Raw genomic sequence first — 21,958 nt, 5'->3', positions numbered from 1 at the left:
ATGACTAAAAGACCAATTATTATTGATACGGATCCTGGAATTGATGATGCAGTAGCACTTGCTATTGCTCTCTTCAGTGAAGAATTAGATGTACGATTAATCACAACTGTAGCCGGAAATGTTGGCTTAGATAAAGTTACGTACAATGCTGAAAGATTACTCGAATTATTCCAAAAAGATATACCTGTTGCTATGGGAGCATCAGAGCCATTAATTAAAAAACGTATTGAAGCAACGAATGTACACGGGGATTCAGGAATGGGTGGCTATGAGTTTGCTGAACCTACGAAAAGCTATCTCATAAATGAAAACGCTGTCAATGCTATGAGACGCGTCATTATGGAAAGTAAAGAGCCTATTACACTAGTTCCAATCGGTCCATTAACAAACATCGCCCTACTTCTGAAAATGTATCCTGAAGTAAAAGAAAACATTGCAGAAATCGTTTTAATGGGTGGCTCAACTGGCAGAGGAAACGCTGGCGTAATGGCCGAGTATAATATTTTTGCGGATCCAGAGGCGGCTAAAATCGTATTTTCAAGTAAGTTACCATTAGTAATGGTTGGTTTAGATGTTGGCTGGAAAGCACTTGTATACCCTGAAGATAGCCAAAAATTAAAGGACATGAATAAAACAGGCAGTATGATTTATCAACTGTTCCAACGTTATCGTGGCGGCAGCATGAAAACAGGTTTGAAAATGTATGATAGCTGCGCCATTGCCTATCTATTAAAACCAGAGATGTTTACAGTAGAAGAAACATTTGTAGACATTGAATTGAATGGATCAATGACAGCTGGATGCACAGTTGTTGACTTTAAAGGCTATTTAGGTCAAGAGAATAACGCAAAAGTATGTACCGACATTGACCCAGATATGTTCAAAACATGGTTTATGGAAAGCCTAGCTAAATGCAACTAATAAAAAAACTTCTATAGGAGCTGAACATCTTGGAAAATATCATCATGTATAGTGCTGCTATTATAGCTGTTGCAGTTGTCGTTTATATGCTAATCAAAAAAATGGATATTAAAATCTCACTTTTTTTAATGGGTATAGCTTTAGTTGTGGTTGCTGTTTTAATGGGTAAAGACATTGCTGTTAAAGATTTCGTTTCAACAGGATCGTTATGGTTAGATCCACTACAAGTAATCGTTACGCAGTTTAAAGACACACTTATGTCAGCTGGTTTTGTTATTTTAATTCTCGGTGGATATACAGCCTACATGTCATCCATCGGTGCAAACGATGTAACTGTAGACGTATTAACAAAACCTATTTCTAAAGTAAAGTCAGTGTACATTTTAGTACCAATTGTATTCTTATTAGGAAACTTACTATCATTAGTAGTTCCTAGTGCTTCAAACTTAGCGATTATTTTATTGGCTACATTATATCCTGTACTAAAAAAAGCAGGAATGTCTGCTTTAAGTATCGCAGCTGTTATTGCAACTTCTGCAACAATCGTACCAACACCATTAGGTAGCGATAACGTAGCAATCGCAGAAGAATTAGCGAAACATGCAGCGTTTGCTGACCTGACAGTTTCACAATATGTATTTAACTATCACGCTATCGTTTCAATACCAACACTTTTATTCATTGCCCTTGTTCACTACTTGTGGCAAAAATATATGGATAAACGTTCAGCTGGTAAACATCAAGAATCAGATGTTGAAGTGAAAGATGTTAAAGCTATTGAAGGTGGAAAGTTATTCAAAACGGTATACGCTATTCTACCGGTATTCCCAATCATTTTACTGCTAGTTGCTTACGCGGTACAAATAACAACAGGTACTACTGTTACGATTAGCGTAGAAGTAGCGGCATTAGTATCTTTCGTACTAGCGATTGTGTGTGAATTGATCCGCCATAAAGCAGACAAAAAAGTATTAGCAGACACAGAAGTATTCTTCAAAGGTATGGGCGGTGCGATTCCAATCGTAGCATTAATCGTTGCTGCATCTGTCTTTGTAACAGGTTTAAAATCAATTGGCTTAATTGATACGTTACAAGAAACGATGCAACATACACAAGGAAGCGGATATGGTTTCATTTTACCGTTAATCCTAGTGCTCTTCACAGCGCTTATTGTTTTACTAAGTGGTAGTGGTATTGCTCTATTCTTCGCAATGGTGCCATTAATGGTGCCTTTAGCAGAAGTTGCAGGTATCAGTCCATTAGCTCTTTCAGTACCAATGGGACTAGCTGGTAACCTATTCAGAGCAGTTTCACCGGTTGCCGCCGTTGTCTTAATCATTGCTGGAACAGTAAAAGTAGATCCAATTGAAATCGTTAAACGTACTTCTGTACCTATGATAGCTGGTGTTATCTTCATGTTCGTTCTTTCAATGATCGTCTTCTTATAGAAAAAATAAAAGAGGTAGAAATAGTGGCTGAAACTATTTCTACTTCTTTTTTTACGTTAAGTAAACGCTGTACTTAAATTATTATTGGCGATTTGGGGTGAGAAACAAACGTTGAAGGTTACAATCAAAGATATTGCTAAAATGGCTGAAATTTCACCTACTAGCGTTTCATTAGTTCTGAATGATCGAACTTTTCGAATATCTAAAGAAAAACAAGATGAAATTAATAGTATTGCAACTCAATATAACTATTCAGTTAATCAGATGGTACGAAGTCTTGTTACAAAACAAACAAAAACCTTAGGATTAATCATTCCTGATATCGAAAATATCTTCTTAATGTCTTTTCCTTATCTGTTACAATTCCTTATAATAAATACTGACTTTTAAAATATGCTTTGTAAAACTGCATCACGACATCTGCCCGCTCCTGTGATGTATAAGGGCTTGGGATTACTTCAATTAAGGGCGCGATGTGTGTTGGTGAGAAATTCCTGCTTCATCACTCCAAATAGCTTGTATCCCCACTGCGTAAATACAGATTGCTTTGATTTCTTCTAGAACAGCATCATCAGCCCCAAGCGCAATGGCATTTGCCTTGTGGATAGCAATGCCTTTTTCATACGCATCACAAATATTGATAGCATATAATAACAATTCCTTCAGTAAGCGTGATACGGCACCATCACGTAGAGAAGTCGTACGAAGATTACTGTATTTCAACAATGTATCTGGTGCATAGTCTACTAGATATTGAATCCACTTTGGTAGTACCTCGAATTCAGATTGGTAATAGCTAATGCACTCTTCTTGTGAGATGAATGAAGATACGCCTACCTCTTCTACTGTAACATCTGCATTTCCTACTAGCTCAATCGCATAAGTAATTGCTTCAATTCCAGATAACCAAGTCGGAATACCTCTTGAAATAATCGCCGATGAAATAAGTTCAGCAATCTCTACTATAGAATTCTCCGCTTCAACCGCCAGCTTAACGAAATACTGCATTTGCCTTTCTTCACGTCTTGCAGCAAATAAGCCAACAAGTAATAATGTTTTTTCTTTTTTTGTTATCTCGCCATCTGTTAAAAATGTTTGATTCATAACGGACATTGATTAATCCTCCTATTAGGAAAAGCCTTTGTCAAACAACAAAGGCTTTTTATCTATTAAAGTAAGTATGACCAAGCTAAAGTTGCGATGATGTAAATAATACCTACATAGAACATAATCATTACAAGGAAGCCCATAATGTCTTTTAACTTTAGACGTGAAAGCGCTAAAGCCGGTAAAATCCAGAATGGTTGTACTAAATCATTCCAAGCGTTTCCTAGCATAACAGACATAGATGTTTCTGCTAAAGATGTACCTAATTCCTTTGCTGCATCAATCATAAAGGGTCCTTGAACTGCCCAGTGTCCGCCCGCTGAAGGTGCGAAGAAGTTAATGAAGAATGAACTAATTAATCCCCAAAACGGTAGTGTTTGTTCGTTTGATAAGTCAACAAATACTTTGGCAATCGTATCAACTAAACCAGAAGCAGCCATAATCGCCATGATACCCGCATAGAACGGGAACTGAAGAATAATTCCTGAAATTGTTTTAATCCCATCAGCTAAATGCTCAGTATATCGAGCCGGCGTTCCTAGTAAAATAATCCCTACAAATAAAATGATAAAGTTTAAAATATTTAAGTTAAGTGAATTTCCATTTGTGAAATAAATAACAATGTAAAGCAGCCCTAACGCACCAATTGCATACGCTAAAATACGGCTATTGTTTAATTTATTCGCTAACGTATTATCTTCTGATATATTCAACTTCACTCTTGGTTTGTCTGCATATATTGCTGGATCAATCTCCACAACATTTTTAGGATCTTTTGGATGCAACATTGCATTAAATAATGGCAATGTAATTAAAAGAACAATAGTTGTAATAATCATTGGTAAACTAAAAATTGTTTCCGATAATGTTATTAAGCCCATTGCATCTTCTAAGAAGTGACCTGGTGTTGAAATTAAAATTGGAATAGAAGCCGATATACCTAATCCGTAAAAAGTAAATCCAGAATATGCAGCTGCTATAATCAGTGGATAATGGACGCCTTTAACTTTCAAGGCTAATTTTTTCGCAATAATTCCACCGATTACTAAACCAAATCCCCAGTTTAAATAACTACCGATACCACCAACAAGTGTTGCTACAATAATCGCCATTTTTGGTGTATGTACCATACTTGCAATTTTATTTAACAATCTATCAGTTACCGGCGCAGTCGCTAATACATATCCCATTGCTAAAATAACAGCCATTTGCGTGGTAAACGCTAGTAAATCCCAAAAGCCGTTCCCCCATGCAGATGTTAAATCTACAAAACTAATATCCTCAATTAAAATTGCTAAAACAAATGTTAGTAACGTTAACCCAATTGCAAATACAAATGGATCAGGTAAATATTTCTTCATTACTTCTGTGAAAAAATTCGTTAACTTTTCCATACTATTTCCCCCTAATATTTATCCCATTATTATTTGTAAGGTTCTCTAAAACATGTAAAATATGATAAAATAAAATCATATTTTTAATATATTGGAGGTAAATTCCTTGCAAAATTTAACTAGTATCTTAGTAACAGCTTACGCTAAAGCACCCCAGGGCACTTCCATGTACGAAATGTACAAGCATGCCGGCATTGTGTTAGAAATCGATAAAGAAACTCATAAAATTATTGATGCAGAATTTACATTCATCACTGGACTTGCTCAAAACTTTTTTAAACGAATGCTAGTTGGTTTTGATTTTACGTCCAATATTGATGAATTAATTGCACGCATAGATGAACACTATTATGCACCGTCGAGTGGCTCTGTTGCTGTTGCCCTACAATCTGCACAAAAGCGATACCTAGAAAAAATTCAAAAAAGCAAATAACAATCTCCACCGAGCCTTCTCTGCTCGGTGTCTTTTAGGATTGGCAATTTTTAACGATTGTTGTAATACCAAGTCCTCCTGCAATACATAATGTCACTAATCCATAACGTTTGCCTGTACGTTCAAGTTCATGAATAAGCTTCGTCATTAAAATAGCACCCGTTGCTCCAATGGGGTGTCCCATCGCAATAGCACCACCATTTGGATTAACACGGCTTGGGTCTAAGCCAAGTTCTTTAATGACTGCAATAGATTGTGCAGCAAAAGCTTCATTTAATTCAATTACATCTATATCTTGAATTGTTAAATTCGCTTGTTTTAAGGCTTTTAATGTAGATGGGACAGGCCCAATCCCCATAATAGATGGGTCTACTCCAGCGGATGCCTGTGCTAGTATTTTCACTTTCGGTTTATAGCCTAATTCAAGCGCTTTTTCTTCCGACATTATTAATAGTGCAGACGCTCCATCATTACGACCACTACTATTCCCCGCGGTTACTGACCCTCCTTTACGAAACACTGGCTTTAATGTACTTAATTTTTCTATACTCGATAAAAATGGATGCTCGTCTTTTTCAAAAATTTCTACCGATTTACGTTTCTTCACCTCATAAGATACAATTTGCTTTTCGAAATATCCTTCGCGAATTGCAGTAGCAGTACGTTCTTGGCTTCGATGCGCAAATTCATCTTGCTCTTCACGTGAAATATTATATTTTTCTGCTAAATTTTCTGCCGTCTCGCCCATAGTAGAAATACCGTAGACTTCAAATGGCTGTGAACCTGGTTGACTTTCTGTATTCGGATCCAAGATAGAGGCATTTCCAACACCGTAACCATAACGAGCATTCCGTAAGTAATAAGGTGCCGTGCTCATCGATTCAGTTCCTCCTGCAACAATTACGTCGCTATATCCAAGCGCAATTTGTTGCGCTGCGTTATTAATAGATTGAAGCCCAGAACCACATTGACGATGCACTGTATAACCTGGTACTGCAATTGGTAATTCAGCTCGTAATGAGGCTAGACGTGCAACATTGGACTGGTCAGCACTTTGTTTTGCTTGACCTAAAATAACTTCATCAATCAGCGTAGGATCTAGCTTCGTTCGGTTAAGAAGTTCGCTAATTACTTTTGCCGCAAGAATATCTGCAGTTTCATTGATCAATGAGCCACCGATTTTACCAATAGCTGTACGAACCCCTTCTACAATCACAACTTCTCTCATACTATTACCTCCTATTTAAGTACATTTACAAAACGCGCTTCTGTATTTTTTTCAACCTGCTCTAGCGTTACGCCTGGCATAAGTTCAACCAAATGGAGTTCACCGTTAATGTAGTTAAAAACAGCCAAATCAGTAATAATTGTATCGACACTACGTGTAGAAGTAATTGGGTATGTACAGTCTTTTAAAATCTTACTTTTTCCATCTTTTGATGTGTGAGTCATTGTGACAATCACTTTTCGAGCACCGACTAGTAAATCCATCGCACCGCCTACACCAATTATATTTTTCCCTGGTACTGCCCAGTTTGCGATACGTGATTGTTCGTCAACTTGAAGCACGCCCAAAATAGCAACATCCACATGACCACCACGAATCATGCCAAATGACTCCGCACTATTGAAGAATGAAGAACCAACCGCCTCACCCACAGGCATTTTCCCAGCATTAACTAAGTTCGGATCAATATCCTCTTCTTCAATACCTACAACACCAAGCATCCCATTTTCAGTATGGAAATGGACATTTTCATTTTCAACGTACTTGGCTACAAGTGTCGGAATACCAATACCTAAATTAATTATTTGTCCATCCTCAACTTCCTTTGCAGCTCTTTTCGCGATAAGTTCTTGTATTAAATTAGCCATGCTCCACGACGCCTTCCTGTGTTAAAATCTTTTTCGCAATAATGACGCGATCAATAAATAAATGTGGTGTAATGATCTCATCACTTTTTAGTTCACCAGCTTCAACAATTTCATCGACCTCTACAATTACTGTCTTTGCCGCTGTTGCCATTAATGGATTAAAGTTACGTGCTGTTTTGTAGTACACTAAATTACCTAGCATGTCTGCTTTATGAGCTCGTATAATTGCAACATCAGCTATCAACGCTTCCTCAAACACGTATTCTTCTCCTTTAATTATTTTTGTTTCTTTTCCTTTTGCTAAATCGGTCCCAACAGACGTTTTCGTATAATATCCCCCGATACCTGAACCACCAGCCCGAATAGATTCTGCTAATGTACCTTGTGGAAGTAAATCAATTTCAATTTCACCGCGTTGAAATGCCTCGCCAACATCACGATTACCTGTAAAGTATGAACCAATTGCCTTTTTAACTTTCTTTTGCTCTAATAATTTTCCGAGACCTTCGCCTTTTTCGCCTAAGTTGTTACTAACAATCGTTAAGTCCGTTATATCTAAATCAACAAGTCCATCGATTAATGTTAGTGGTCCACCAACTAAGCCAAATCCACCGACCATAATTGTTTGGCCGCTCTCTACGCAAGATAAAGCTTGATCTACAGAATCAAAAATTTTCATTATTTTCACTCCATTATTTTTGTATAAGTGCATCGCTAATTTCAAACCATGATGGGATGCCCGCTGTTAGTAGGCAAATATAACCTAGCTCTGCCAATTCCGCTTCCTCTACACCTATTTCACGTGATTCTTTTGCCCAATAATCTGTTTCCACGTTTTTTAAAACGGTTGTGTAAATGCCTGTCATCATCAGGTATTTCATTTGTGTTGATACGACATTACCTTCAAGCAAATATTCCTTTAAAGCGTTTTCATCTTCAGTGGTAAAAAGATCTAGTAAATTCGTAAAATAGGATTTACTTTTATCAGTCGAAGCAAAAGCACTGTAGTACCGTACGATTTCAAGTGATGATGCTTCATGTGAAATATTCTCAGCATCCGCATTTGTTAGCTCTAAGGCGTATTCAAAGGATTGTAAGCCAATTTGCAACGCTTTTTCCCCACCGTAGTTGAATGCCACGAGCAAATATTCGACTAATTCTTCCAGTGTTGCACCACCATCAATTGCCCCTTTTGTGTGGTACACCATACTGCGTGCGTAATGTCTTGCTGCATTCATACCAACTAACAAAATATCTTTTTCTTTTACAGAAAGCACTCCAGGTGCCATCGCTGCTCCTCGAAGCGCTGTATAATGGTCTAGTATCGCTGGATTATAATCGTGCATTTTTTGTACCCAACCCGGTACAACATCATAAACTTTCTTGAAATACTCTAATCCTGTTGCCATTTAGGGACCCCTCTTTTCGTAAAGTTAGAATAAAAAAAGGCCACACTTCCCCTCTAGCACGGTATTTGCCGTACTCGAAGAGAAATGTAGCCAACAGTCAAGCAGGGAAAGTAGAAAAAGTTCTTTTTTCTACAGCTGCTCGATAGGCAATTTATTTTGATTATTTTAATATTTGCATAAAGTTTAATAAACTGCAACTTTTTTTTATAAATTCTCTAAAAATCGATGTACTACTTGATTAACATCTTTTCTTTCTTCAAAGACTAACGTGTAATGATTACTATCCGAAGTGAATTTCCAAATGTTTTTTGCATGCTTTTGCGTTTCAATATAGGATTCATCTAAAAATAATGCAGGCATAGTACCAATCTCACCTGTCGAGTGAATTAGAAGTATTGGACATTCCACATTTTTAACAACTTCTCCTGGTTTGTAGTCATAGAAACTTTGGAAATCTTGACGGATTTTTTCTTCGTCAGATTTATTTTCCCAATGACTATCCTTTTCACCTATCTCATAATGACCAACATCTGCTAAATGATCAGTCCACTCGACACCAAGGCGACCATAAATGTTTCTTATTTCCTCAACATATGCTTCAGCTGTTTCGTACGGCTTGCTAATTCTTCCAAGTGAAGGCTCTACAATTTGTCGCTGATGGTCTGTACAAGTAGCAGCACCATCAAGCAAAATAAGTCCTTTTATATCACTACATTTACTCGCAACATTTGCCATAATAAATGCCCCCATTGAATAACCCATTAAAATCGGCTGTTCGATTTCCAATGCATCAATTAAAGCTAAAATATCTTGTGTATGTAACTCTATACCCGTATTCGCTGGCGCTGGCGCACTATTACCACGACCTTTTAAATCAACCGAAATAAAACGATACTCACCTTTTAAAAGTTCAGCGTAATAATGTAATTGTTTATTGTTACCTGTTAAGCCATGGGCAGCAATTATTGTCCCTTTTTCTCCTGGATAATCTGCAAAATGCAATGCACTTCCATTTACATCGATTGATTGATATTTCATTCCATCACCCTCCTCGTAAATATAAAGTTATTTTTACATTGTAATTTCGGAAAAGTCAAAATTTTTTTTTCGAAAGATAACTTGATTCTCTAGCAAACTATTTTTCTATTCACACTACAAAATTCAATATATTCCTTTACCTATAAATTTTTAAATGCAAACCTAAAAGTTATATAACTCACCAATTAATTATTTCAATATATAATTTGCGTAAGGAGCAATAATAACTCTTTATTGAATGGCGAAAATATTATCAAAAAAGAATTTATGACTTTTAATGAAGACTCTATTATTTTTTCGCAATAAGAAAAGCTATAGTTAAATGAAAAAACAATTTTTTAGTTAGCTAAATTCTGATTAAAGAATATAAGGATTTGGTGCTAAAATTTTTCAACATCAAATTAAAATAGTACAAATAAAAAATATATCAAAATAATTATTTCGATGTATTAAATATGCTTTCCAAATTGTTTCTGAAGAAATTTTACTCTTTGAGAAAATTAATTCTCTAGGGTTAAAATAAATTTCTTTTTCTATAAAAATAAGCATTGTTTGTAGGATTCGAAAATTGAAAACTAAATTACTTTAGTGAAATTACACTAAAAACAAATAATTAAAAACCAATTTATTGTAAATTAAATATAAGAAATATACATTTTTTCAAACTCTTATTAAATATACTTATTTTTGATACACTAAGTAAAAACTATAGTGATGGTGATTTGCTTGCAACGCAAAGTATTTATCTTACATGAAATTTATGGTGTGAATGATTTTATGCATGAACAAACAATTGAATTTATCGATGATCAAACGGTGGTTGAGCATTTGGCACTTTATCCTGATGGAAAAGTCTTTTCCTATGCTCAAGAAGAAGAAGCCTACGCATATTTCATAAAAGAAGTTGGCTTTGATAAACCCTTAACACAACTATCACAGCAGCTAAGAACCGCCATCGCAAAGTATAAAGAAGTTATTTTGATTGGCTTTAGTGTAGGTGCTACACTTGCATGGCGACTCTCTACATTGCCACTCCATCGAGTTATTTGTGTTTATGGCTCTCGTATTCGTCAATACCTTGGTGTGCAGCCAAGTTGTCCAACCCTCGTACTTTTACCTATTCATGAAAAAAGTTTTGATGTAAATAACATGAAAAATGCACTTCAACACATACATTTTGTACAAACCGTGCAATTTGCTGGTGAACATGGTTTTATGGATGAATGTAATCGCACTTTCCATCTTGAAAGTACTTTGCAAGCACAATCTCATATAAAAAAATTCATATAAAAATCTATTATTTTTTGGAGGATATTACTATGAATCAGCCTAATTTTTTAACCATAGACCCTTATATAGAATCAGGGAATGTCATTTACCCTAGCTTTCAACTTCCATTTCAAACAGGAGCCATTATTGGCATCTATACTGATGTGGCAAAAATTCATACGTTGCTGCAATGGTTTACGAAACAACCGGATACATATACACAAGTACGTGAAAATGCTTTATATGAAAGGCTCAAGGTAACCGAATATATTCATTTTTGCCAAGGGCTTTTTAGCGCTCTTTCACAAAGTAAGGAAGAGCTATTAACACTTTTTGCCCTGACAGAACAAAAAAACACCTTTAATAGCAAGCTTAAAAACAGTGAAAAACAACGCTTAAAATTACTACATACTTATCTAAGCACTGCATCTTTTCAAGTTATCGAAGAACCATTTCAGAATCTGGATGAATTTTCGAAACAAAACGTACTTCAACTATTAGCAGTTCTTCAACAACAAGAAAAAACGATTTTTTTACTGTCCAATAACTTCGAAGAATTACTTATTTCGAGTAGCAAAATATATAAATTAGATGCACAAGGCCTACATGCTCTTGATGTAAAAGAGGATGAAATAGAAACAAAACCCTCCCCTATTGAAAATGCACCGATACTACTCGATAAAATTCCTACAAAGAAAAATGACAAAATCATTCTGTTTAATCCACCTGAAATTGATTACATCGAAAGTGTAGAGGGCATTGTTTCTGTGTATGTTGCAGGTGAAGCATTTCCCTGTACGCTGTCACTTAATGATTTAGAACAAAAACTGACACCATTCGGATTTTTCAGAAGCCATCGTTCATATATCGTCAACTTGCAAAAAGTACGTGAAATCATTACTTGGACACGCAACAGCTACAGTTTGGCACTAAATAGTACTGAAAAAACAGTTGTCCCTTTATCAAAAAACAAACTAGCAGATTTAAAAGAAATACTCGGAATTTAGTATATTTCCCAAGAAATAAACGACTCCTGTCAGGGCGCTATACCTCCATTAAGCGCCATTTTTCATCCTTCCAGCCAAAATCTAATGCGACTTTTGCAAATGTCCTATAAAGTGAAGGCATCAACAACACTTAGGAGGTTTACACATGGAGACACTCATTAATGTACAGCATTTGAAAAAAGCGTTTAACAAAGAAGTTGCCTTACAGGACGTTTCATTTTCTATTAAAAAAGGGGAAATCTTCGGATTCCTAGGACCTAGTGGATCTGGTAAAACAACTACAATTAAAATCTTGACTGCACAAACAGAAAAAACTTCAGGTAATGTTTCATTATTTGGGCGTGCTGCTAGCGAAATGAAACATAGTCATAATCGTAAACGTTTTGGTATTTTAACAGATAATAGTGGCTTATATACACGCCTTTCAATTGAAGAGAATCTAAAACTATATTGTCAATTATACGAATTACCTAATTATTCCATAAGAGAAGCCTTAGATTTTGTTAATTTGTATGCCGAACGGAAGAAGAAAATTAGTCAGCTGTCTAAGGGAATGCTTCAGCGCGTTACACTTGCCCGAGCAATTATGCACAAGCCAGAGCTGTTATTTTTAGATGAACCTACTTCAGCGCTGGATCCTGTCAATACACAACATATTTACAACGGTTTACGTAGATTAAACGAGATGGGCACGACAATTTTTTTAACAACACATGATATGGGCGAAGCCGAACTACTATGTGACCGCGTTGCCTTCTTACATCAGGGGGAAATTCGAGCAATGGGTGCGCCGAAACAGTTAAAAAAAGAATTCGGCGATAATTCTATAACGGTAGAGCTACAAAATGGTACGTCCGAAACAATTCAAAGCGGTGCCGAGGATGCACAGAAATTATTTTATTGGATGCGATCTGATGAGGTTGCACGTATTTATACAAATGAGCCTACTTTAGGGGATATTTTTATGCAAATAACGGGGAGTGATTTAGTATGAACATTTCAATGACACGTATTCAAGCTATTTTCATGAAGGATTACAAGGAATTTTCACGAAACTATGCAGTATCCATCATGGTTTTGTTACCGCTTATTTTAGCGGTTGGTTACAATATAACTGGTGCAAGCGATATACAAACCTATATGATGCCTATTAACATGACCTTTGCTCTTGTGACAGCCTATGTGCAATGTTGCTTAATTGCAGAGGAAAAGGAAAAAAATACGCTTCGTAGTTTAATGCTATCCCCTGCTTCACTTGGAGATATTTTAGTAGGCAAGAGCTTATTCGTCTTTGTATTATCTAGTGCTGTAGTTGCTCTAACGATCTATCTTCTTGGTTACGAACCGGCTAATCTTTTATTACTTTCAATTGCGTTACTACTATCAACAATTTTCTACATTGCCATTGGGACGTTTTGTGGATTATTTACGAAAACAATAATGGAAGCATCCATCATCATTCTACCTGTCATGGTTATCTTTACAGTTGGTCCATTCGCCTTTGCAATGTCTGAGGTATATCCAATCTTTCAAATTGCCGAGTGGCTACCAAGTAGTCAACTTAACCTATTAGCTGAAGCTTTAGAAGGAAATTATTCTTCAACTGATGTAATCATCCCATTTGTTACAATTACCGCATGGACACTTTTCACATGGCTTGTTACAGCATTTGTCTATAAAAAAAGAATGGTCGACTAGCACCATTCTTTTTTCTATTAAAATAGTAATTGTCGCTCAAATTCTTCAATATCCTCTAGCGTATCAGCATACCAAATGCCAACAAATCTAGATACCACGTGCTCTTCAAAATAGTTACCGTCATAAAAAGATAACGGGAATAGAACGCCTTGTTTTACAAATTTTTCGATTGTTTGAAAGAATTCCTCGTTATCTTTTACGTTTTCCGCTGTATATGAGGAGAATTTATTGACCGGTTTACCTAATGTCTCATGGAACATTAGCATAGAAGTTGAGCCATTTTGTCGGAAATTCAAATCAATGGCTTGTACATCTCCAGCCTCTGTTACGATTAAGTCAAAGCCGGCAACACCAACAAATCCCTCTGCTACACCACGCTCCATTATGTGGTACCCTGCTTCAATCACTTTTTGGGGTACCTCGTCAATTATGATATTACCTTCATAATTTCCATTTTCATCGGTCATCTGTTGTGAGGCACCTAAATATTGAATACCTAACTCATCTGAATAGACAAACTGGCAGCTAAAATTATCTTTTGTCTGTAATAGCTCCTCAATAATTACACTGTCCGTACCGGTCATTCGAAATTGTCGCAAACCCTCTGTTAGTTCATCATTATTTTTACAAATAATAACCCCGTCTCCTCCTGAAGTTGGTGAATCATCTCCTGGTTTAAGTACAACAGGTGGCTTCCAATTTTTAAGTGCATCCGATAATTTATATAGCTCAATATTCAAGCGGCTCGGCACAAATTTACTATCAATTAAATGGTCAATATATGCCTTTGAATTTAGCTGATTGAACTTTTCCGCGTCCATCCAATAGCATTCTCGGTTCATCTGATCTGTCTCATGCAAATACTGACAGACAATGGTTTTTCCTTGCTCACACCATGATTGTATTTGTGATAAATATTCTTCTTGTGTTTCATAAGTATAGGGCTGTTCTACCCAAGGTACCCCTGCCAACTTATGAAGCCTTTGTGCCTTTTCAGTTTGTGTTGCACGATGAACTAATACTGGTATGTCTGCAATGGCCACTTCCCTTGAGGTCAAAGCATCCAACTTATGTGCATCATCTGACATCCAGGGGTTATCACTATATGGCGTACGTGGCGTATAAATGGCATCCTCACCATATATTTGGCGCAATGTTAATTTTGGTTTCATGTAAATTACCTCACTTTCAAGCTTATATTGGCTTTCTAGTGATTTACCCTTTACTAGCAAAATTCACACTATAATTTACAAAAAAATTTTTTCCGAATTTCTCTAACTATTAAATTAGCTGTTTTAAATAATTTTTCACTTCTGGCCATTCTTCATTTGTAATACTAAACATTACGGTATGACGTGTAGTGCCGTCCTTTCGAAGCATATGATTACGAAGAATCCCTTCCTTCGTAGCCCCTATACGTTCAATCGCTTTTTGTGAACGAATGTTTTCATGATCTGTTTTGATTTGAACCCGCTGTAGACTTAGCACCTCAAAACAATACTGTAACAATAAATATTTACAATTCGTATTCATAGCAGTACGCCAATACGCAGGTGTGAGCCAAGTAAAACCAATCTCTATACGTTTGTGCTTTTCATCAATATCCATAAAACGAGTCGAACCAATAATTTCTCCAGACTTTTTATCCACAATCACAAAAGGAAATTCCTTATTCTCGACTCTTGCAGATAATGCATTGTCCACAAAGTTATGCACATGGCTTTCATTTTTAATAATTATGGACATATACCTCCAAATCTCTGGATAACTGCCAGCAACTAATATCCCTGTCCTATCCGCATTTGATAATGGCCTTAATAATACATTTTCATTTTCCAATGCCGTAAAAATCATTCCTGTCACTCCTTTTTATCCATTTAACTTTAATTTAAATATAATGGTTATAACATATTTAGAAAACACCACTACAAGTATTTATTTATAGAAAGAGTTCGGTTCCAAATTCCAGCACTTTAGTTGCCCATTTATGCAATTACTGTTGATAACTCTGGTGTCACAATTCCGCAAGAAACTATACACATGTTATTCACAACACCAGCTTACTAGTTTCCATTGAGCATGATTATGATTCAGAGTTCCATTATAAAGGGCTGCCGTTCTCCTCACTCACAAAAATGGGTACTATTTATCGTAAAAACAGCAGATATTATTAACAAAATTTAGTATCTATTTCTCCAAGGGATTTTAAGTTTTCAATGAAAAATCAGGTCTTCATATCATTATGAAATTACCGAAAAGACTATCTGAAGATGAAGCAATTCGGCGCGGGCTGTCAGTTGGCGTTCAAGTTTATCCATGTTCCACTTCTTTTCAATCTTCCACTGACAATCACATGGTACTTATCGGATATGGTGGTTTAACATTAAAGGAAATCGAAAATGGAGTGGCACTACTCGCCATGGCTTGGCAATAAAAAATATGCAATGAAACCTTTTATGAAACTTCTCGTATCTAAGATAGACGTATTAAAAAGGGAGAAATGAATAATGGAGACTAGAGAACAATTAGAAATACATCTACAAGAAATTCAGTCATGGGAAAAAGACCAAAAAGGCTTATGGTTTTGGGAAAAGTTAGGTCGCATACCTTTTAAAATTTTAGACAAAATGACACCTGCTTTCGTCCAAAATAAAATAGGTTTATTGGTGGCTGAGTTAGGGAGCTACATTCAAACCGGAGGAAAATATTTAATCAGTGAAAAATCCATGATTCAAAAAATACGCGATAATTCTTCTTTTAATGATATCGACACAATCTCTGATATTGGGAAAATGCCTTTAGCAGATATGATTTCAATTAGTGAAAAGCTCCAAAAAGACCGCGTTAAATTCGCTACTGTACAAGGTGCTTCCACAGGCATTGGTGGTATCTTTACATTGGCTATTGATATTCCCGTTATATTAGGGACTGCATTGAAAACACTGCAAGAAATTGCGATTATTCATGGATACGACCCGAACGATAAAATGGAGCGTATTTTCATTGTGAAATGCCTACAATTCTCTTCTGCTGATATTGTCGGCAAAGAAGCAATTTTGAAAGAAATTTCCTCCATGCATGAAGACACTAATGCCTCTGAAAATATGATTTCACAGCTCCAAGGTTGGCAGGAAGTATTTTTCACGTATCGTGACCAATTTGGTTGGAAAAAGCTTTTTCAAATGGTTCCGATAGCTGGCATGATTTTTGGGGCATATGCGAATAAAGGAATGATCCAAGATGTTGCCGAGACAGGTATAATGCTCTATCGAAAGAGACGAATTTATGAAAAACTAAAAGAAACGGACGTTTAATGTAAAGTTTCTGCTCTAAAACAAAAAAGAGATACTTTGCATACAGCTCGTATCTCCCTTACTTATTTCCTGATGATAGGATGTTCACTTCATATTTCAATTAATATTTTCCCTTGATGCTGACGACTTTCCATGAACTCATGTGCCTCTTGCATTTCTTCTAATTTATAAATCTTTGCAATTGGCACTTGTAGGGCTTCCCCTTTCAACAGTGCAAAAATTTCTTCTGCTACAGTTTGAAGCATTTCGGGGTGTAGTTTTCTTGTCGTGCCTAGGCTAAAACCTTTTACATTACGGCAGCTACTATGCAAATCCGAAGTTTTAATGAGACCGGCTCTTCCACCACTGTTGCCAAATTGCACAAGTGTGCCATATGAAGATAGGCAGTTGAGACTTTCCTCTGTTACATCTCCAGCAATAGAATCAAAAACTATATTAACCCCATTACCTTCTGTATATTCATTAACATGTTGACTAAAATTATCGTTCGTCAATACCATATCAGCTCCGAGCTCATAGACAATTTCAGCTTTTTTCATATTGCCGACAACACCAATAATTTGTTTTGCACCAAGTTGTTTAGCCATTTGTACAAGCATTGTTCCAACTCCACCAGATGCTGCATGGACTAGAACCGCATCGGCTCTGCTTACTTTCATAACTTTATGCGTGAGGATATACGCTAAAAAAGAAACAGTTGGGACAGCAGCAGCTTTTTCCCAAGACAAATCATGCGGAATTTTAAATACTAATTGCTCATTGGCCACGACATATTCCGCATACGCACCATTTTTAGGGAATGCAATGACACGGTCGCCCTTCTCAAAGGCACTTGTCTCAGCTAATACTTCCTCTACCACGCCCGCAACATCTAAACCCAGTATCATTGGGAAATTTCCCTTCGCCTTATTTCCTGTCCGATTTTTCACATCTGCGAAGTTCACACTCGTATACTTTGTACGGATTAACACTTCTCCTACTGAAATATTCGGTTTTGGATATTCAACAAGTGTTAAAACTGATGGTGGTCCAAACTCATTTATTATGACAGCCTTCATAAACATCCCCCTCTTGGTACAGTTAAACAATACCATATATGGTAATCTGTTAATCTTTTAAAATGATAATTCATAGTGCATAGGATCAAATTATCGGAATACTTTCGAAATTCATCGGAATAATTCTCAAAATTATTGAGTCAAAATTTCCAGTGAGTCGTCTATTAATGAAAGGGGTGAACAAGATGGATCTGCGAACAGAGGAATTGTACGAACTACATAGTACGAGCATTTACAAATTTATATTACTAATGGTCAGTCATCCCGAAACAGCAGAAGATTTGACACAGGAAACATACATACGATGTCACAAACATATTCGAACCTTTCGAAAAGAGGCAAATGAGCTAACCTGGTTGCGCAAAATTGCACGCAATGTCGTCTATGACTATTACAAACGACAGCGAATACTATCATTTATTCCGTTCACAAGTAAGCATGAGCGCGAAGAAAAAGTATATGTGCCGCATGAGTGCCTACTAGCAGACGAAGAAACAAAGGCTTTGTATAAAGCTATACGAAAATTGAAGTTTGCATATCGAGAGGCGGTTATTTTACGAAAAATTGAGGGCTTTTCTATTAAAGAAACAGCGTCTATTCTTGGTTGCTCCGAAGCAAAAGTTAAAAACGATACAGCAAGAGGCATTGAGCAACTACAACGACTAATGGAGGGAGGGGTAGACTATGTTTGACAAGCAATTTGAACAAATGCTGAATATCGAACACTCTGAGAAAGCAAAAACTCAATCAAAGCAACTAATCGACCAGCGAATAAAGACAACACAAAAAAAAGAAATGCGCCAATACTATACTGTCCTTTGTATAGCCACTGCACTTACTATTATTTTGCTCATTAGTAGCCTGTCATCTATGACATTACCGCCACAGTCTGTCGAAATGGATAAATCTGTTCACATTATTGATTCCGTTGCTTTAAAAGATGCGGATGCTGATAAAACATATAATTTACAATCTTTCTTCCTCTTATCTACGCGTCATAATGACAACACTAAATGGCTTTTGCAGCTTGAAAAACTCCTTCAAAATCTTGTCCCGACAGGAAGCCCAAATCTGGATTTGTCAGAACACAGTGCAGACCATTTATTCGTCCAATATAATAATGGGCAAAATGTCTATTATAAAATACTATATGGTGGTTCGGGAACGTATTTCCTTGATGAAACAAATGGACAATATTTCAGTAGTGATCCTCTCCATTTCATCGTACGAGATCATTTTAAAGGATTAGGCCTACTCGGTATTTTAATTCTAGTTGCATTCTTTATTATTATGGTTAATATTGGTCGTCGTTTCTTTAATAGAATAGACACAGAACAACCTTCACGGAAAGATTCATCGCTTTCAACAGCTTTATTGTCACTTGTTAGTTTGGCTACTATTAATATTTATGGTACTGTACATTTTGGTCTACTGGGCATATTCTATTTCATATTCATACTTCTACATTCAATTTATGACTATAAACGTTACAAAATTAAAACCTCTTTAGCTCACTTTACTTTTAAGACCATTTCTATCGCTCTCTTTCTTATCATTATTTTCAAAATCTAATAACACAAAATCACTATTTACAGAGGGCACTAAAAAACTCTAAAGTTGAGATTTTTTATAGTAATTATTTGCAGGAGCATTACATTTTCATTAAGGATTTAGCGCGGCGGCGAATGTCTTTCGCGCGAAATCAAAGCGACAGCAGCGTGAGACTCCTGCGGGAAAGCGAGACAGACGAGACCCCGCACGAAGCGAAGCGTAGGAGGAGGCTCGTCGCTCGCTCGCGGAAAGCGAACGCCAGAGCACTAAATCCTAATGTTTGATTTTTATTAGAATTTTATTGAGAGAATCACTTTTTCAGTTCCTCCTTTTACATAATTTAGCTTTTTTATAACGGCACCCCTTGCTCAATCACATAATCAATTTTGTACCTAATAATGGATAAATTGTATTTTAATGAGTTTGTGTTAAACTATTGAAAATACATTGAAGAGAAGAGTAAATAAGGTTGTTCTTTCTAGAGAGCTCGGATTGCTGAAAACGAGTAAGAACGAGTTATTGAAACAAGTCTCGGAGTAGCGCATTGGATTCCTTAAAGGTTGATGGTGCGACGGGAACTCCCGTTACAGAGTTACAGTATACGCATTTATGCAGTACTAAATAAGGTTATTATGGAGACATAATAACGAACTAGGGTGGCACCACGTGAGCGTAAAATTCACAATCTCGTCCCTAAGACAATTCGTCTTGGGGGTGGGATTTTTTTATTTCATTTTAAATGTTGAAATGGAGGAATTTTATGACGCGGAAAAAGGTGCTTTTACTTAGTAGTATTGGAATGGCTAATATCGGGGAATGGGTGTACTTCATTGCGCTCAATGTATTGGTTTTAAACCTTACACAGTCTCCGTTAGCCGTGGTTATGCTTTATATTTTTGCTCCAATTGCAACGATCACAGCAAATGTGTGGGCAGGTAGCTTTGTTGATCGATTCAATCAACGAAAACTATTAATGGCATTGGATCTTTCAAGAGCAATTTTAGTCGTATGCCTATTCTTTAGCTCTTCACTAGTTGCAATTTATTGTCTTTCTTTTTTCATTCATATTGCAAATGCTATTTTTGCGACGTCGTCACTTGTCTTCATGACAAAGCTTGTTCCAACAGCTGAGCAACAAAGATTTAATGCACTTAAAAATTTTATTCAGACTGTTGGTTTTATAGTAGGTCCAAGTATAGCTGGCGCTTTATTTTTCATTGGAGCAACTACCACAGCAATTCTTTTTTACAGTGTCGCTTTAATATGTTCATTCATGCTCATTTCACGGCTCCCCAATTTATCGACAAATGAATTAGAGAAGAAAAATTTAAGTTGGTCGATTATAAAAGAGGACTGGCATCTTGTTTACCATTTTTCAAAAAAACATATACATCTCGTATTAATTTATTTACTTTTTTGTCATGTCATCATATTGACGACAGCTATCGATTCTTTAGAAGTTTCATTCTCTACGGTTGTATTGAATTTATCTACATCCATGTACGGCTTGCTTGTAAGCTTTGCTGGAGTTGGTGCTTTTTCAGGGGCAATGATCAATAGCCTATTTAGCCATAAATTAAAACTCAATTTTATGATTGGTTACGGCACATTATTTACAGGCATCGGATATCTCATTTTTTCCATCTCACATACTTTTACGTGGGCTGCCATTGGATTTTTTGTACTCACCTTTGCTTTTTCATTCGCCAATACCGGATTTTCAACATTTATTCAACAGAATATCCCCATTGACATACTAGGTAGGTTTACGAGTATTTACAGCATCGCTGAATCCCTTGGTATTATTGTACTTACTTTAGGTGTAGGTATATTCTCGCAAACGTTCGGAATCAGACTTGTTGTTTTTTCGGCAACAATTTTACTGATAGTCGTTGCTAGTCTTCTTATTTCACATACAAAGCAGGAAGTATAAATAATATTCAAAAACTCCCGATCTACTCCAAAGTAATTTTTTTGTTCAATTTTAGAGTTCGACACACTTCATTATCCATACTGAATGAATATAAAAGATGCCCCTCCTTTATTACTTATACAAGTAATAAAGGAGGGGCATTAGTTGTTTTATAACAACGAAACGTGTTATAGTACAAAGTGTCATTTAATTTTCACAGTTGAACTCAATCTAACAATCTATGTTATGTTAAAATAATTTCATAGAGAGATTATTTCCATAAACCTGCTTTTTCTAATTTCTTTTTACCTTTAAATGCCAACAGTACTAATAGTGCATTTAAAACTAACATAATAGCAAGACCATACAGAACAAATGTATAGCTACCAGTAATTTCGTAAACGAAGCCATAACCAGGCAATGCAACGATACCAGCGACTGCTAAACCGATTGCGGCAGTAGAATAGATTTGACTGTAATCTTTGCTACCAAATAGCGCTGTTGTTAAAAGTGGACCCAATGTT

General features: G+C 36.2%; 24 protein-coding genes, 1 pseudogene and 1 other annotated feature. Of the genes and pseudogenes, 13 read left to right on the top strand and 12 right to left on the bottom strand.

All coding sequences use genetic code 11. From position 1 onward, the window contains the following. The 3 genes from rihC (at position 1) to AEA09_RS16625 (ending at position 2,759) form a co-directional block, all read left to right on the top strand. Positions 1–921, top strand: coding sequence for a ribonucleoside hydrolase RihC (gene rihC, locus AEA09_RS16635; protein WP_053585077.1), 921 nt, complete (start codon positions 1–3; stop codon positions 919–921). 29 nt (positions 922–950) lie between these two features. Further along, positions 951–2,369 carry a C4-dicarboxylate transporter DcuC gene (gene dcuC, locus AEA09_RS16630; RefSeq protein WP_053585076.1) on the top strand — a complete coding sequence of 473 codons (1,419 nt, stop codon included), beginning with the start codon at positions 951–953 and terminating at the stop codon, positions 2,367–2,369. A gap of 111 nt (positions 2,370–2,480) precedes the next feature. Continuing rightward, positions 2,481–2,759: a LacI family DNA-binding transcriptional regulator gene (locus tag AEA09_RS16625; RefSeq protein WP_053585075.1), complete on the top strand. Its 279-nt coding sequence runs from the start codon at positions 2,481–2,483 to the stop codon at positions 2,757–2,759. Here AEA09_RS16625 and AEA09_RS20680 read toward each other — a convergent pair. From AEA09_RS20680 to AEA09_RS16615, 3 genes are read right to left on the bottom strand one after another with little or no spacing between them, the layout of a single operon-like run. Further along, positions 2,737–2,823 carry a hypothetical protein gene (locus AEA09_RS20680; RefSeq protein ID WP_425412032.1) on the bottom strand — a complete coding sequence of 29 codons (87 nt, stop codon included), beginning with the start codon at positions 2,821–2,823 and terminating at the stop codon, positions 2,737–2,739. The genes AEA09_RS16625 and AEA09_RS20680 overlap by 23 nt on opposite strands. Positions 2,824–2,831: 8 nt before the next feature. Further along, the gene (locus AEA09_RS16620; RefSeq protein ID WP_053585074.1) at positions 2,832–3,482 is read right to left on the bottom strand and encodes a carboxymuconolactone decarboxylase family protein; all 651 of its coding nucleotides are present in this window, start codon (positions 3,480–3,482) and stop codon (positions 2,832–2,834) included. A gap of 56 nt (positions 3,483–3,538) precedes the next feature. After that, a complete protein-coding gene (locus AEA09_RS16615; RefSeq protein WP_053585073.1) occupies positions 3,539–4,870 on the bottom strand; it encodes a short-chain fatty acid transporter in 1,332 nt (443 codons plus the stop codon). Positions 4,871–4,976: 106 nt separating this feature from the next. Here AEA09_RS16615 and AEA09_RS16610 point away from each other — a divergent pair, with 106 nt between their 5' ends. Continuing rightward, the gene (locus AEA09_RS16610) at positions 4,977–5,303 is read left to right on the top strand and encodes a DUF3870 domain-containing protein (RefSeq protein WP_053585072.1); all 327 of its coding nucleotides are present in this window, start codon (positions 4,977–4,979) and stop codon (positions 5,301–5,303) included. A gap of 34 nt (positions 5,304–5,337) precedes the next feature. On the opposite strand, the gene AEA09_RS16605 is transcribed toward AEA09_RS16610, so the two are convergent. The 5 genes from AEA09_RS16605 to AEA09_RS16585 form a co-directional block, all read right to left on the bottom strand. Further along, entirely contained in the window at positions 5,338–6,531 is a 1,194-nt protein-coding gene (locus AEA09_RS16605; protein ID WP_053585071.1) for a thiolase family protein, read from the bottom strand. A gap of 11 nt (positions 6,532–6,542) precedes the next feature. After that, positions 6,543–7,178, bottom strand: coding sequence for a 3-oxoacid CoA-transferase subunit B (locus AEA09_RS16600; protein ID WP_053585070.1), 636 nt, complete (start codon positions 7,176–7,178; stop codon positions 6,543–6,545). Further along, positions 7,171–7,857, bottom strand: coding sequence for a CoA transferase subunit A (locus AEA09_RS16595; protein ID WP_053585069.1), 687 nt, complete (start codon positions 7,855–7,857; stop codon positions 7,171–7,173). Before AEA09_RS16595 ends, AEA09_RS16600 begins: the two co-directional genes overlap by 8 nt. 13 nt (positions 7,858–7,870) lie before the next feature. After that, the gene (locus tag AEA09_RS16590; RefSeq protein WP_053585068.1) at positions 7,871–8,587 is read right to left on the bottom strand and encodes a carboxymuconolactone decarboxylase family protein; all 717 of its coding nucleotides are present in this window, start codon (positions 8,585–8,587) and stop codon (positions 7,871–7,873) included. A 204-nt stretch (positions 8,588–8,791) separates the two neighbouring features. After that, positions 8,792–9,625 carry an alpha/beta fold hydrolase gene (locus tag AEA09_RS16585; protein ID WP_053585067.1) on the bottom strand — a complete coding sequence of 278 codons (834 nt, stop codon included), beginning with the start codon at positions 9,623–9,625 and terminating at the stop codon, positions 8,792–8,794. 714 nt (positions 9,626–10,339) lie between these two features. On the opposite strand from AEA09_RS16585, the gene AEA09_RS16580 reads away from it, so the two are divergent. From AEA09_RS16580 to AEA09_RS16565, 4 genes are all read left to right on the top strand, one after another. Beyond that, complete coding sequence (locus tag AEA09_RS16580; RefSeq protein WP_281176752.1) at positions 10,340–10,915, top strand: dienelactone hydrolase family protein; 576 nt, start codon at positions 10,340–10,342, stop codon at positions 10,913–10,915. A 29-nt stretch (positions 10,916–10,944) separates the two neighbouring features. Next, positions 10,945–11,901, top strand: a complete 957-nt coding sequence (locus AEA09_RS16575) for a LytTR family transcriptional regulator DNA-binding domain-containing protein (RefSeq protein WP_053585065.1) — start codon at positions 10,945–10,947, stop codon at positions 11,899–11,901. A 145-nt stretch (positions 11,902–12,046) separates the two neighbouring features. Beyond that, positions 12,047–12,895: an ABC transporter ATP-binding protein gene (locus tag AEA09_RS16570; RefSeq protein WP_053585064.1), complete on the top strand. Its 849-nt coding sequence runs from the start codon at positions 12,047–12,049 to the stop codon at positions 12,893–12,895. After that, positions 12,892–13,599 (top strand): ABC transporter permease, encoded by a 708-nt coding sequence (locus tag AEA09_RS16565; protein ID WP_053585063.1) that lies wholly within the window; start codon positions 12,892–12,894, stop codon positions 13,597–13,599. Before AEA09_RS16570 ends, AEA09_RS16565 begins: the two co-directional genes overlap by 4 nt. 17 nt (positions 13,600–13,616) lie before the next feature. Here AEA09_RS16565 and ldmS read toward each other — a convergent pair whose 3' ends face one another. Beyond that, a complete protein-coding gene (gene ldmS / locus AEA09_RS16560) occupies positions 13,617–14,771 on the bottom strand; it encodes an L-aspartate--L-methionine ligase LdmS (protein WP_053585062.1) in 1,155 nt (384 codons plus the stop codon). 109 nt (positions 14,772–14,880) lie between these two features. Beyond that, positions 14,881–15,453: a GNAT family N-acetyltransferase gene (locus AEA09_RS16555; protein WP_053585061.1), complete on the bottom strand. Its 573-nt coding sequence runs from the start codon at positions 15,451–15,453 to the stop codon at positions 14,881–14,883. A gap of 388 nt (positions 15,454–15,841) precedes the next feature. Between AEA09_RS16555 and AEA09_RS19995 the strand changes: the two genes are divergently transcribed. Together AEA09_RS19995 and AEA09_RS16550 are read left to right on the top strand one after the other, a co-directional pair. Continuing rightward, positions 15,842–16,033: a hypothetical protein gene (locus AEA09_RS19995; protein ID WP_156312225.1), complete on the top strand. Its 192-nt coding sequence runs from the start codon at positions 15,842–15,844 to the stop codon at positions 16,031–16,033. 73 nt (positions 16,034–16,106) lie between these two features. Continuing rightward, a complete protein-coding gene (locus tag AEA09_RS16550) occupies positions 16,107–16,913 on the top strand; it encodes an EcsC family protein (RefSeq protein ID WP_053585060.1) in 807 nt (268 codons plus the stop codon). 89 nt (positions 16,914–17,002) lie between these two features. On the opposite strand, the gene AEA09_RS16545 is transcribed toward AEA09_RS16550, so the two are convergent. Continuing rightward, positions 17,003–17,971 carry a quinone oxidoreductase family protein gene (locus tag AEA09_RS16545; protein WP_053585059.1) on the bottom strand — a complete coding sequence of 323 codons (969 nt, stop codon included), beginning with the start codon at positions 17,969–17,971 and terminating at the stop codon, positions 17,003–17,005. Positions 17,972–18,156: 185 nt separating this feature from the next. Here AEA09_RS16545 and AEA09_RS16540 point away from each other — a divergent pair, with 185 nt between their 5' ends. The 3 genes from AEA09_RS16540 (at position 18,157) to AEA09_RS16530 (ending at position 21,455) form a co-directional block, all read left to right on the top strand. Further along, on the top strand, positions 18,157–18,663 hold the full coding sequence (locus AEA09_RS16540; protein WP_053585058.1) for an RNA polymerase sigma factor: 507 nt from the start codon (positions 18,157–18,159) through the stop codon (positions 18,661–18,663). Continuing rightward, positions 18,656–19,543 (top strand): hypothetical protein, encoded by an 888-nt coding sequence (locus tag AEA09_RS16535; RefSeq protein ID WP_053585057.1) that lies wholly within the window; start codon positions 18,656–18,658, stop codon positions 19,541–19,543. Before AEA09_RS16540 ends, AEA09_RS16535 begins: the two co-directional genes overlap by 8 nt. Before the next feature lie 417 nt (positions 19,544–19,960). Next, positions 19,961–20,220, top strand: a binding site (T-box leader). Positions 20,221–20,282: 62 nt separating this feature from the next. Further along, complete coding sequence (locus tag AEA09_RS16530) at positions 20,283–21,455, top strand: MFS transporter (RefSeq protein WP_245622894.1); 1,173 nt, start codon at positions 20,283–20,285, stop codon at positions 21,453–21,455. Positions 21,456–21,705: 250 nt separating this feature from the next. Here AEA09_RS16530 and AEA09_RS16525 read toward each other — a convergent pair. Continuing rightward, positions 21,706–21,958: pseudogene (locus AEA09_RS16525) on the bottom strand (MFS transporter); the annotation flags it as partial.

The sequence above is a fragment of the Lysinibacillus contaminans genome (assembly GCF_001278945.1).
GTDB classification, from domain to species: domain Bacteria; phylum Bacillota; class Bacilli; order Bacillales_A; family Planococcaceae; genus Lysinibacillus; species Lysinibacillus contaminans.
Note: the sequence above shows the minus strand (reverse complement) of the source record. Positions and strands in the feature narration are given on the sequence as shown.